We start from the raw sequence: 13220 nt of genomic DNA on the forward strand, positions 1-13220 counted from the left end.
AATAAATGCCGGGCCCTATTCATTAGGATCCGGCATTTTATTGTTATTTTGCTTATACCCACTCGCCTTTTGCTGTATATATGGTTTTACCGCCGATTTGAATAGAGATGAGATCATCCTTCTGAGATGCCCGATGATAAAGAATGGAAGGACGCATGATTTCAAAGCCTTGCTCAACGCGGATGTCGATGGATTCATTGCCGAAATAGCGGTATTTAATCAAATATCCGGCCAAATCGCCATTGGCACTTCCGGTAGCCGGATCTTCGGGAGCACCAAAATAGTCACCGAACACCCTGGCATTTAAAGAGTTGCATGCCTGATAAGTCTCTGGACAAAAGACTAAAATCATTTTAGCTGAAAGCTTCTCAATAAGATGGAAATATAGATCGCGATTAACGTTACAGCGCTGAACGTCTTTCAAGCTTTTTAGTGGGACAATAAGGGCTGGTAGGCCGGTAGAAACCTCTTGAACCGGGTAGCGTGAATCAATGGACGAAGCTGGAATTCCTAGAACGGCTGCGATCGTATCTAGATCGATAATTTCTCCAAATATAGGCGGCTTCTGCTGCATCCAAGCCATGCCGGGATTCTTTTCATCAAAAGTGACCGGTATTTGACCGATTTTTAAGTTAAGCACAATTTGCTGGACAGGGTGTCCTATGATATCTTTTTGAATGATGTACGCTGTGCCTAGAGTCGGATGACCAGCAAACGATACCTCCTCTTTCGGGGTGAAGATACGCACGTCATATCCACCATTATTAGGCTCTTCCGACAGGATAAACGTTGTTTCGGAGAAGTTCATCTCGCGAGTAATGGAAAGCATTTCCTCTGTGGATAGGTGGGCAGCATGACGAAATACGGCGAGCTGATTGCCTTCATATTTATGCTCGGCAAATACATCAACGATCGAAAAAGATAATGGCTGTATGGACATGATTCCCACTCCTTTGAATGAATGTATAGATGAATACACCTTATCATATTGTGATTATTTTGCGAATTCGCGCCGGGTAAGGTTTGCGACAGAGCTGCTTTCTGCTAGAGTAAGGGTATAGGAAATGTTACACGAAAAGGAGTGGGCGGATGTCTGACAAAGAAAATCTGGTGCGCTTCGGTATCTCCATGCCGCAATCTCTCATTGAGCAATATGACCGGCTCATTGCCTTGCAGGGCTATGATAATCGATCTGAAGCTATACGTGATCTTACGCGCAAAGCGCTGTTAACGTCTAGCAGCATGCAACCCGACGAAACCGTTGCCGGTACGATCGTGATGGTGTATGACCATCATATTCGCGATTTGCCGATTACCTTGATGGAACTTCAACATGATTACCACCATGCGATTATTTCAACGATGCATATCCATTTAAACCATCAACAATGCTTAGAAATATTAGTTGTTCGCGGTAAGGTACAGAAGCTTAGAGAGCTTCAACAGCGAATTCAAGTACTCAAAGGTGTAGGATATGCGGAGTTATCTGTTACTCATGTGGACGAGCAGGGGCACTCGCATGAGCATCCTGATTCCCATTTGTAGAATTCGTAGACGTCTTGTTTTTTTGATAAAATTAAGGCACGGAGGTGCGATATGTCGGTTAAAAAGTGGTTCAGTTTAGAAGAGGCTAATGAAATGCTCCCGTTTGTTAATCAGGAATTGAAGAAAATGCAAGCATTGAAGATCCAGTTTGAGGAAAAATATACAGAGCTTCGTATCAAGAAAAACGAGCATGCGGAGAAACCCGGCGCTGAGAAGGATCCGTTTTTCGTCATGGAAGCAGAGCTGGAATTCCTTCAAATCGAAGCGCGCGGGCTTATTCAAAATTTTCAGCTTACGGGTGTAGAACTCAAGGATATAGATACAGGTCTTGTCGATTTTCCGGCGTTGATGGAAGGACAGGAAGTACTGCTTTGTTGGAAACAGGGAGAGGATAGAATTCGTTATTACCATGGCAAACAGGATGGATTTGCTGGACGTAAACCGATTTCGGAATAGAGGACATACGTATGCAAAGATCTTTACGTTACACAGCCAAACGCTTTTTGCCCTTATTGTTTGTATGCATGTTCGCCTTAATTCTCTTGAACGCAGTTGTTGTTCCCCAGACAGCTTCTGCTCATGCGTCATTAGTGCAGGCTCAACCTGAAGCGGGCACCAAGCTTCAAAGCTCACCGCCTCAAATATCCGTTACTTTTAATGAACAGTTAGATGCAGGACTCTTCTATATCAAAGTATTGGATCATAATGGTGACGAGATTACGAGTAATAAAGCTTATATGAACAAAGAGCAGACAGGTATATTTCTTGATCTGCCGAAGTTAACTGAGGGCTTTTATTTGATCAACTATCACGTCATTTCCGCAGACGGGCACCCCGTTGCAGGGAGTTATCCGATAACGATTGGCAATCCACCGCAAGAAGAAGCTCTCGATCTGCCTTCTGTATATGGGGGGCACAATCATGGAACGGGTCAGTTAACAACAAAAGATTTACTACAATATGCGTCTCGCGGACTGTGGTACTTGATGATGTTGGCGCTGACTGGGTGGGTTATCTGGTTAAGGATGTTGGGAGCAAGCGGGAAAGATTCCCGAAAATCACTTTCAAATTGGACTCTCAATCTCCAGCGTGCACAACTAGTAGCCCTATTGCTGCTCATTTTCACACATATCGAAGCTCTACTCGGTGGCGGTGGGGCCCAAGAGATATGGAAACTATTTAGTGCAACCTCAATCGGTATTTCCTGGGCGCTTTTGCTAGTGTTATCCTTCCTTGGATTTGTACTTATAGGTAGGGGGAAGTGGCTAGATTTATTATGGCCATTGTGTTTACTAGCGGTGAAAAGCTTTAGCGGTCACGCGGCTTCATTTACTCCCTTATGGGCAACAATCGGGCTAGATTTTATTCACCTGGTCGGAGCAGCATGTTGGGTTGGGGGATTAGTGCTGCTCTATGCAAAATGGCGTCAGAAAAGCGATGATGTCAGTTCCTATATGCAGCGATTTTCGAAAATGGCTTTGATCTCCATCCTTGTACTTACGCTATCCGGATCCTTATCCGTCTTGTTGTTCCTGCCAAACTTAAGTTACTTGCTATACACTTCGTGGGGAATATTGCTGCTTGTGAAAATTGGTGCTGTTGCCCTTGTTGTACTCATTGGTTTTATTATTCGGCTTAATTTGCGCAAACAGAAGTCCAAACAATCCGTTCTCTGGATAAAGGTTGATCTTACCTTTATGGTCATTATCGTACTGTTGGTAGGGCTCATCACTTATATGGCGCCAATTCCTGTCAACGAGCCGCTGCAATGGCATCAGATGGGTGAAAAGGTCCATGTATCTGCCGATATTACGCCTAAAATCCAGGGAACCAATACCTTTGTAGGGAAAGTATGGCTCCCGGAAAAAGCAGGGAAACCGAAGCAGGTGCTCATGCTGCTTCATTATTTAGACGATAAAGAAATGGCGCCTATTTCTGTGCCAATAACCATGTACGAGGATAGCACTCAAGAAGAATCTTACGGCTTTGTGAAGTTCAGCTACAAAGCTCAGGGGGCATACTTGCCGTTCCGAGGCAATTGGGAATTAGAGATGCGTGTCATGGATGCGGATGATAATGAAACGGTGTACACCAAAGAATTCATGGTGTATTAAATTGTTTGAAATTATGACGGTTGAAAGTGGGTGGCGGTAATGGCATGGATTCAAGTACTCGATAAAGAAAATTTGTCGGTCAAATTTGATGACAAGGATGAGGTGGCATTGCTGGAGATTAACGATGGCGGCATCTCGCCTAATTATGTAACCATTCGTTTAAATGAAACAGAGATTGATGATCTGATCGAGGCTTTACAACGTATTAAACAAGCCATCCAATAGTGATGGATTATGTAGGGAGGGGCACATTGTGCCCCTTTTTTGCGTTGATTATTGCCGCGCCATTCGCTTTGGCTAGATAAACCCGCCATTGACGCGGATCGTTTGACCTGTTATCCACTGGGATTCTTCACTTGCCAAAAATAAGACAACGCCTGAAATATCATCAGGCTCACCTATACGCCCGAAAGAGTTCATTTTGCGGATACCTTCAATTTGCTCTTCCGTTTTTCCAACTGTAAAGAGTTCTGTATTTACTGGACCGGGGGCTACTGCGTTAATCGTAATTCCTTTCGGGCCAAATTCCTTCGCAAGTTGGCGAGTGAACTGTTCAACTGCTCCTTTTGTACCGGCATAAACGCTGTATGTCGGGAACATACTACCGAGGACAGAAGTTGAGAAGTTAATGATTCGGCCATTATCGCTTAAGTATTTGGCTGCTTGTTGGCAAGCGAAGAAGGTACCTTTGACATTGACATTAAACTGCTTGTCGAAATCTTCTTCTGTGATATTAGCTATAGGCTTAGTGATCATGAGGCCTGCATTATTGACAAGAATATCTACTTTGCCATAGGCTTCAATTGTTTTCTGGAACATGAGCTCAATGTCAGATACGCGGCTAATATCAGCATGAATGGCTGTTGCGATTCCACCGTTCTGTTCAATCCCATGAACGACCTCTGCAGCTTTCGCTGGATTACTGGCGTAGTTTACAACAACCTTGGCTCCGTTTCGAGCCAACTCCTCTGCGATCTCACGTCCCATTCCTCTAGACGCTCCTGTGACTAACGCTACTTTACCTTCTAATTTTTTCTCCATTGTAGTTCCTCCTCATATTGGTTCATACAGATCCGTTGATTTAAACTTGATTGATATTGATTTGATTATAACAGGTTAGAAACAAAAATCAAGTGACAATATTGTATTTTTGTCATCAAGTTCCGGACTCTATCCAAAATGCGTATATCATGATATATTAATGTTATCGTATGATATAGCATTTGGTTGGGTGCAGGGGGTAGGTAGCATTGTCAACGGATTCGAGACCCATTTACGAGCGAATATTCGAAACGCTGCGTGAAGAAATTATACAACGTAAATATAACGTTGGAGACCGCGTTCCTTCCGAGAAGGAACTGGCGGATGAATATAACGTGAGCCGTATTACGAGTAAAAAGGCACTAGAGATGCTGGCAGAAGAACGTCTCATCGTGCGTAAGCCAGGGAGAGGCTCCTTTGTCATGGAAGGAGGGGGAATTGCGTCTGAAGGACCGTCTTTGGGTGAGAGAACCAAGCATACTTTGATTGGCTTAGTCATAACGGATTTCGGCAATACCTTCGGTACGGAGATGATTTATGGCATGGAGCAGGCTTCCGCTGAGCACGATAGCTTCCTAGTATTGCGCAGATCGTTTGGTGTGCCTGAGAATGAAGTAAAAGCCATACGATCGTTTCTTGAATTAGGCGTGGATGGCATTATTGTGTTTCCTGCACAGGGGGAATTCTATAATGATGAACTTCTTAAGTTGGTCATACAGCAATTTCCCTTAGTTCTTGTTGACCGTCATCTCAAAGGGGTAGCCGCAGCTTCGATTAGTACAGATAACATAACCGCTGCTCGCACGGGTGCTGACTATTTACTTGATTTGGGACATAAGCAGATTTGCTTGCTTACGCCGCCGCCTATGGATACAACAGCTATTGAGGACCGCATTGAAGGCTTCGTGCGAGCTCATGCGGAACGCGGAGTCATGGTTGACCGGTCGCTCTGGTTAGATGACATCACCTCTACGCTGCCAAATTCATTTCATTCACCTAATATGGATAAAGATATCGATATGATTAAAGAGCACCTGCGAAGCAATCCGCAAATTACCGCCTTGTTCGCCATGGAATACAACATTGCTCTATTAGCCAAGGCTGCTGTGGAACAAATGGGACTTCAGGTACCTGAGGATATTTCAATTATTTGTTTTGATAGCCCTCCTACGACGCTTGGCAGCGGCTATCGCTTTACCCATCTGATCCAAGCGGAAGAAGAAATCGGCAAGCTCGCTGTAGAGAATGTGCTAAAGCTGAAGCGAGGCGAGAAGGTTGCCAATAAAATAAGTCTGGACGCCAAACTAATCATTGGAGAGTCAACAGGACCCTCCAAATGATATGGTGAATAAATCATCATGGATATCGAAACTTGAGACTGCTAATCTAGTAGTCTCTTTTTAATTGGTATATCATATGATTTAAATGGTATATAAATAGTATGATAAATATATATTGACATACTGTATGCATACCAATATAATCGTAAATGTAAGCGGTTTATTTATCGGAATAGAGAGGAGCGAACCCGATGACGAATGAGGCTAAGTTGCCTGCATCGATGAGTAAACTCATTGAGCAGGTAAGTAACGAATTACGGAAGGAACAACGGCCGATGCTAGCTGCCATGTTCCGCGATTGCTTCTCCAACACGTATCAAACAACGATTCAAAACCTAGAAGATGGATCAACTTTCGTAATCACCGGTGATATACCAGCCATGTGGCTCCGTGACTCATCGGCTCAGGTGCGAGCTTATCTGCTTCTGGCGAATGAGGATTCCAGCTTGGCGGATATGATTGAAGGTGTGGTTAAGCGGCAAATGCAATATATTCAACTTGACCCGTATGCCAATGCATTCAATATGGAGCCAACCAACGCTGGTCATCAGCAGGACTTGACCCAAATGAGCCCTTGGATCTGGGAGCGTAAATACGAAATCGATTCGCTATGTTATCCTATTCAGCTCAGTTATTTACTATGGAAAGCAACGGGAAGAACCGCACATTTTAATGATGCCTACAAATCCGCTGTTCATACGATACTGAATCTTTGGCGCGTTGAACAAGACCATGAGACGAAGTCTACTTATCGCTTCCAGCGATTGCATTGTCCTCCGACAGACACGTTAACAAGAGATGGAAAGGGGAGTCCAGTTAGCTATACAGGGATGACTTGGTCAGGTTTTCGCCCTAGCGACGATGCTTGTTCGTACGGATATTTGATTCCCGCAAACATGTTTGCCGTTGTGGTGCTGGGTTATATCGCTGAAATCGCAGAGCAGGTGTGGCAGGATGCCAGTCTCAGCCATGAATCGCTTAAGCTGGCCGCTGAGATTAAACAGGGAATAGAATCATTCGGAACGATCGAGCATCCCAAGCTCGGTACGATGTTCGCTTATGAGACGGACGGACTTGGCAACTACAATCTGATGGATGACGCCAACGTACCCAGTTTGCTCTCCATTCCTTACTTGGGATATGCTGCTGAATCCGATCCCATGTATCAGCATACACGCAGCTTTATACTTAGTAATGAAAACCCTTACTTTTATTCGGGCAAAGCGGCTCAGGGAATCGGCAGTCCGCATACGCCGGATCGCTACATTTGGCATATATCCCTTGCGGTTCAAGGTCTTACGGCTTCAAGCAGGGAGGAGAAGCTTCGTATCCTTGATTTATTGGCCGACACTGATGCAGGAACGGGATTGATGCATGAGGGCTTCCACGTGGACGATCCGTCGCAATATACGCGGCCATGGTTCTCTTGGGCGAACTCCATGTTCAGTGAGTTGGTATTAGACGTATGTGGCTTATCGATTAAGAAGCTGCTGAAAGATCGCGTGAACGCATCGCACTCATCCTAGGTTATTCAGGGGGTGGAACCCCTTTTAACATAGCAACTGCACTCGTAACGTTTACTTAAAAAGGGAGGAAGAAACATGAAAAAATGGATGACCGTTTTAACTGCTCTCTCGCTCACGTTCAGTTTGGCAGCATGCAGTACAAAAACTGGCGAGGATCAAACGGCTGAAAGCAAAAAGCCTGAGACCACGACAGCACCGGCAGCATCGACAGCCGCCACCAAAGCACCGGTAGAAATTACGTTCTGGGGAGACTGGGGCGGTGAAGGCGAAAAGCAGTTTGTGATGATGGCAGATGCTTTTAATAAATCGCAAGACAAGATCAAAGTTAAATATGTTTTGCAGGAAGATATGATCACGAAGTTTCTAACAGCGGCTACATCAGGGGGCTCACCAGATATTATGTTCTGGGACAGATGGCGTACTTCGCTGTATGCATCTAAAAACGTGCTTCACCCAATCGACGATTATTTGAAGAAAGACAATATTAACCGTGGCGATTATTACGATGAAGCCTTGAAGGAGCTTTCCTCTGGCGGTAAGCTGTATGGTCTTCCTTTGACGGTTGATGCACGCGCCCTGTTTTATAATAAGAAATTGTTCGCTGAGAAAGGTCTGACGCCGCCGAAAACCTGGGATGATCTGCAAAACGCAGCTAAGCAGTTAACGGTATGGGAAGGCGATAAGCTGATTCGCTCCGGTATGTCGATGCAGGATAATGGCCTGTTCAATATGTGGCTGCAGCAAGCAGGCGGCTCTATGCTGACCAGCGATCTGAAGAAAACGAATTTCAATAATGAACAAGGCAAACAAGTGTTGGATTTCTGGGATAAGCTGATCAATAAAGATAAGGTGTATAAGGTTGGGTTTGAAAAAGGTCTTGGCGAAGGCACCGATGCTTTTGTGACCGGAAAAGTAGCTATGACCTATACAGGTCCATGGATGCTATCGACTTATAAGAAATACGGCAAGGATCTTGATTTCGGTGTTGTGCCTCCACCAACTGGACCTGGCGGCGCTAAAGGAAGCGTAATGGGCGGCTTCGGTCTCGTTATTCCAGCGGGCTCTAAGCATAAAGACGAGGCATGGGAATTCGAGAAGTGGTGGTTAGCGAATAAAGACAACACGCTGCTATGGGCGAAAACAAGCTTAAACCTGCCAGGCTTTAAACCGGCGCTGCAGGATCCGTTCTTCAAGGACGATCCGAACTGGAAGCCATTCATGGATACCCTGGAATTCGCGAAGATTCGTCCACAGCATCCAGGATACTCGGTTATGGAAGGCGACGGTCTGATGCCGAATATTGAACTGTTTATTCAAGGCAAGCAGGATGCAGCCACGACGCTCAAGAAGGGGCAAGAGCAAGGTGATAAGCTGCTGGATCAGAACGCTGCAGGGAAGTAATTAGAAATGTGGGGGAGGGTTAACCCTCCCTTTTTGTGGAAGGGGGAATTCTCTTGGCATCGATAACCAAGCTGGGTCGACATCAAGCTAGGATGGGTTATCTCTTTATTACGCCAACGATTTTGCTATTTATTATTTTTACAATCATTCCGGTCATCATGGCGTTCTATTTAAGCTTCACGAATTATGACATTGTGAGTAAAAACGATTTTGTTGGATTGGATAACTATAAACGCTTGGTAGAGGATAACATCTTTTGGACGACTCTGAAGAACGTTTTGTTTTACTCTGTCCTCTATATTCCGCTGAATATTGCCATCTCTTTATCGATGGCCTTGCTGTTTATGCGCAGCCGCTTCGGCGTAAAGCTATTTCGTACAGCTGGGTATTTGCCAACGTTAACTTCTGGTGTTGCTGCGGCGACGGTATGGATATGGCTGCTAAACCCCGAGTTCGGAATCGTGAATGATATTTTAAGCAAGTTTGGAATCACAGGACCTTCATGGTTGGCTGAAATGCCTTACGCCATGCTGTCCATTGTGTTCGTGACCTTGTGGCAATCGGTTGGAGCGAATATGATCATTTATTTAGCGGGACTTAACGGTGTTCCCGATCATCTGTATGAATCCGCAAAGCTGGACGGAGCTAATGCTTGGCAGTCCTTTCGCTATATTACTTGGCCTGTGCTGAGGCCGACGACCTTTTTCGTAAGTACAATGGCCATCATAGGCGCGCTGCAGTTGTTTGATCAGGCGTTCGTATTGACCAAGGGCGGTCCCGCCAACTCGACGAAAACAACGGTGTATCACATTTATCAGCAAGGCTTCAATCAGCTGCAGATGGGCTATGCCGATGCCATGGCGTTTGCGCTGTCAATTATTATTTTAGTATTTTCGCTCATTAATATGAGACTAAACAAAGAGGAATCCGTGATCTAGGAGGGATGGAAAGTGAAACAACAAACCTATTGGCAAACGACAATCATGTATATCATTTCCATCGCTGTCTGCATCGTCATGGTCGTCCCGTTTGTATGGAGTCTTATCACTTCCATCCGTCCGGATGAAGAGATTTTCATGCTGCCAATTCAATGGATTCCTTCCAGCATAACGTTTGAGCATTATCGTAAGGCGTTTGAGCTCGTTCCATTTGCTCTGTATTTTTGGAATTCCTTTTACCTTGCGTTCATGGGAGTGTTATTCAACTTGCTGTTCGGCTCTTTAAGCGGATATGCCTTCGCTAAGCTTCATTTCCGCGGAAGAGATACATTGTTTAAAATTCTGCTCGCTGCCATGATGATACCTGGTGTTGTAACGATGATCCCGCAATTTTTCGTGCTGAAGCATATTCCTTTCATGGGAGGAAATGATTGGTTGGGCGGTGGCGGCAATGGTTTGCTCAATACATTTTGGGCAATTATTTTGCCCGGTGCGTCGGGATCCTTTGCGGTATTTTTTATGAGGCAATTTTTCGTTTCTTTACCTAGTGATTTGCAGGAAGTGGCTCGAATTGAAGGCAGCGGGGAGCTTCGTATCTTTTGGAACATTTATATTCCGCTTGCGAAGCCGGCGTTGGCTACACTCGGCATATTCACCTTTCAAGCAGGCTGGAACAGCTTTCTCGGCCCGCTCATAATGCTTAACGATCCTGCCAAGAAAACGATTCAGCTAGGCTTAGCTGCTTTTACTTATAACAAACAGGTCGACTTCGGCCCGTTGATGGCAGGTGCTTTAATTGCGGTAGTGCCGATTCTGATCTTGTTCCTGCTGCTGCAGAAGTATTTTGTGCAAGGAATCGCTTTTACAGGAACAAAAGGATAGTACGCAAGTCGGACCTATAGGTGAAGCGATTTGACAATTCGATTAAGAATGATTATAGCCTTGATGGTTGTTGGGATAGGCATCATCATTGCTGCTAGCTGGGGAGTGGAGACAATGGACAAAAACAATAAGATAACCGATGTGCAAGTGAGTACAAATAGAGAAACCTGGGAGCAGCGTGCGGATCAAGCGCAAGCCGGGCTGCTTAAGCAATATTGGAATGAAAAGCGGAACTTATTCGATAATTTGTCGCCTTGCAACGATTTATGCAATGAGAAGTTCCATTATTGGTGGCAAGCGCATGGTGTAGATACGCTAGTGGACGCCTATGCGAGAACGGGCGATGCTGCGTATAAGGGCTACCTAGCGAACATGTTTCAGGGAATTTTGGACCGCAATGGCGGCGTATTGCCGAATGATTTTTACGATGATATGGAATGGTTGGCTCTAGCTTATCTCCGTGCTTATAACGCTACCGGGGAAGAGAAATACAAGGAAGCCGCGCTTGAGCTATGGGAGGATATTAAGACGGGCTGGAACGAAGAGCAAGGCGGGGGCATTGCATGGCGCAAGCCGCAGCTTGATTATAAGAATACGCCGGCGAATGCTCCAGCAGTCATTCTAGCTGCTAGATTGTATAAACAGTTCGGCAAGTCGGAGGATCTAGCTTGGGCGAAAAAGATTTACGATTGGCAGAAGGTCAATCTGGTTGATCCGGACACAGGCTTCGTCTGGGATGGGAAAAACCGCGAGGGAGACGGCAAGATTGATAAGAGTTGGGAATTCTCCTATTGCCAAGGTGTTTACATCGGAGCAGGGGTAGCGCTGTATCAGGCGACTGGGGACAAGAGATATCTGGCGGATGCGGCTAAGACTGCCCAAGCTTCGAAGCTCAGGCTGACAAGTCCGGCAACAGGCATGCTGCCTAGTGAAAGCAATGGAGACGGCGGCTTGTTCAAAGGGATATATGTCCGTTATTTGGCGGAGCTTGTTCTTGCGGACCCTAGTCAGAAGGAGTCGCTTGAGCTTCTTGTAACGAATGCGGATAGTCTCTGGAAGTACGGGAGAGATGAGCAGCGCGTCATATTCAGTAAATCATGGGCGGCAACACCTGAGCCTGCTGAGGATTTGAGCGTGAATTTGAGCGGTGTTATGCTGCTGGAGCGTATGGCTGAGCTGGAGAAGCAGGGATTGCTAAAATAGAACTGAGAACAGGGGGCAGCCGAAAATCTGCCCCTTTATTTTTAGGCACAGAGGAGTCGAGGGATAGATGAATGCGGCAGCGATGGCAGAACAACTGCAAACGACTTTGCACAAGCTTTATTGGAATCCGGATACACAGATTATGAATCAATGGGACGACAGTTTAACTGTCAAACGCCCCGACGAAAATTACTATTATTGGTGGCAAGCACATGCTGCGGATGTCATCCTTGACGGCTATGCGCGAACCGGCAATGAGGCATATTCGAACCGATTAGAGCAGCTGTTCCACGGCATTCTTCGCTCTAACGGAGGAACGTTTCGCCATCACTATTATGATGACATGCAGTGGATGGCGCTGGCTTGGCTAAGGGCTTACGACATGACAGGTGCCCAGATGTACCGGGAAAGCGTTGCCGACTTGTGGGAAGACATCCGAGACGGATGGAATGAGCATATGGGTGGAGGGATTGCATGGCGAAAAAATCAACTGGATTACAAAAACACACCTGCTAATGCTCCAGCCGCTATCCTAGCTGCACGCCTATTTCAACGATTTGGCGATGAGGCAGATCTGGCTTGGGCACAAAAAATCTATGATTGGAACAAAAGGACATTAACCGATTCCGTTGACGGATTCGTGTGGGATGGCATCAATCGACTCGGCGATGAGAATATAGATATGGACTGGCAGTTTACTTATTGTCAGGGCGTCTTCATCGGAGCCGGACTCGAACTATACATCTGCACAGGGGATTCAGCTTATCTGGAGGATGCATGCCGCACGGCAACCGCGGTGAAGAACCGATTGTGTGATACTGCTGCGGGGATGCTGCCTGATGAGGGGATTAACGATACAGGTTTATTCAAAGGGATACTAATCCGGTACCTGCTGAAGTTGGTGGAGACTTACCCCGAATTTGAGCTGCCGGCAGAGCTTATTGAGCAAAATGCAATCACACTTATGGAGCATGGAATAGACGACAAAGGACGCGTTGGCACAGACTGGAGAATGCCTCCTGAGGGCTCAATTCAGTTAAGTGTTATGCTAAGCGGCGTTATGTTACTGGAGGCGTATGTATCACTTCGAACGAAATAGAGACAAATTAAAGCTGAAAGGAGGTGAAAATCATAGAAGTGGAAGCGCATTCATAATGACTAATTCAATGTGGACCAACTATATGGCTTGTAGAGGCTCGGATAAAGCGACTGCGAACATTTTTCTAACAA

General features: G+C 45.7%; 13 protein-coding genes. 11 read left to right on the plus strand and 2 right to left on the minus strand.

The genetic code is table 11. The features are described from left to right. Positions 1 to 52: 52 nt before the first annotated feature. A complete protein-coding gene (locus QFZ80_RS02165) occupies positions 53 to 934 on the minus strand; it encodes a PhzF family phenazine biosynthesis protein (protein ID WP_307555741.1) in 882 nt (293 codons plus the stop codon). A 155-nt stretch (positions 935 to 1089) separates the two neighbouring features. Here QFZ80_RS02165 and nikR point away from each other — a divergent pair, with 155 nt between their 5' ends. The 4 genes from nikR to QFZ80_RS02185 are packed head-to-tail and all read left to right on the plus strand — an operon-like array spanning position 1090 to position 3884. Then, a complete protein-coding gene (gene nikR, locus QFZ80_RS02170) occupies positions 1090 to 1545 on the plus strand; it encodes a nickel-responsive transcriptional regulator NikR (RefSeq protein WP_307549290.1) in 456 nt (151 codons plus the stop codon). A gap of 51 nt (positions 1546 to 1596) precedes the next feature. Next, positions 1597 to 2001: a DUF2203 domain-containing protein gene (locus tag QFZ80_RS02175; RefSeq protein ID WP_307549288.1), complete on the plus strand. Its 405-nt coding sequence runs from the start codon at positions 1597 to 1599 to the stop codon at positions 1999 to 2001. 11 nt (positions 2002 to 2012) lie between these two features. After that, a complete protein-coding gene (locus QFZ80_RS02180) occupies positions 2013 to 3659 on the plus strand; it encodes a copper resistance CopC/CopD family protein (protein ID WP_307549287.1) in 1647 nt (548 codons plus the stop codon). Between the two features lie 39 nt (positions 3660 to 3698). Further along, on the plus strand, positions 3699 to 3884 hold the full coding sequence (locus QFZ80_RS02185) for a hypothetical protein (RefSeq protein WP_307557020.1): 186 nt from the start codon (positions 3699 to 3701) through the stop codon (positions 3882 to 3884). Positions 3885 to 3956: 72 nt separating this feature from the next. On the opposite strand, the gene QFZ80_RS02190 is transcribed toward QFZ80_RS02185, so the two are convergent. Beyond that, positions 3957 to 4700 carry an SDR family oxidoreductase gene (locus QFZ80_RS02190; RefSeq protein WP_307549284.1) on the minus strand — a complete coding sequence of 248 codons (744 nt, stop codon included), beginning with the start codon at positions 4698 to 4700 and terminating at the stop codon, positions 3957 to 3959. Between the two features lie 209 nt (positions 4701 to 4909). Here QFZ80_RS02190 and QFZ80_RS02195 point away from each other — a divergent pair, with 209 nt between their 5' ends. From QFZ80_RS02195 to QFZ80_RS02225, 7 genes are all read left to right on the plus strand, one after another. Further along, complete coding sequence (locus QFZ80_RS02195) at positions 4910 to 6040, plus strand: GntR family transcriptional regulator (protein ID WP_307549282.1); 1131 nt, start codon at positions 4910 to 4912, stop codon at positions 6038 to 6040. Between the two features lie 191 nt (positions 6041 to 6231). After that, positions 6232 to 7566 carry a glycoside hydrolase family 125 protein gene (locus QFZ80_RS02200; protein WP_307557022.1) on the plus strand — a complete coding sequence of 445 codons (1335 nt, stop codon included), beginning with the start codon at positions 6232 to 6234 and terminating at the stop codon, positions 7564 to 7566. A gap of 75 nt (positions 7567 to 7641) precedes the next feature. After that, the gene (locus QFZ80_RS02205) at positions 7642 to 8967 is read left to right on the plus strand and encodes an ABC transporter substrate-binding protein (protein WP_307557024.1); all 1326 of its coding nucleotides are present in this window, start codon (positions 7642 to 7644) and stop codon (positions 8965 to 8967) included. A gap of 92 nt (positions 8968 to 9059) precedes the next feature. Continuing rightward, positions 9060 to 9905 carry a carbohydrate ABC transporter permease gene (locus QFZ80_RS02210; RefSeq protein WP_307563982.1) on the plus strand — a complete coding sequence of 282 codons (846 nt, stop codon included), beginning with the start codon at positions 9060 to 9062 and terminating at the stop codon, positions 9903 to 9905. A 45-nt stretch (positions 9906 to 9950) separates the two neighbouring features. After that, entirely contained in the window at positions 9951 to 10787 is an 837-nt protein-coding gene (locus tag QFZ80_RS02215; RefSeq protein WP_307563984.1) for a carbohydrate ABC transporter permease, read from the plus strand. A gap of 30 nt (positions 10788 to 10817) precedes the next feature. Then, the gene (locus QFZ80_RS02220) at positions 10818 to 11990 is read left to right on the plus strand and encodes a glycoside hydrolase family 76 protein (RefSeq protein ID WP_307557026.1); all 1173 of its coding nucleotides are present in this window, start codon (positions 10818 to 10820) and stop codon (positions 11988 to 11990) included. 67 nt (positions 11991 to 12057) lie between these two features. After that, entirely contained in the window at positions 12058 to 13089 is a 1032-nt protein-coding gene (locus QFZ80_RS02225; RefSeq protein ID WP_307557028.1) for a glycoside hydrolase family 76 protein, read from the plus strand. Positions 13090 to 13220 lie beyond the last annotated feature (131 nt).

The organism is Paenibacillus sp. V4I7, assembly GCF_030817275.1.
In the GTDB taxonomy this organism is placed as follows: Bacteria; Bacillota; Bacilli; order Paenibacillales; family NBRC-103111; genus Paenibacillus_E.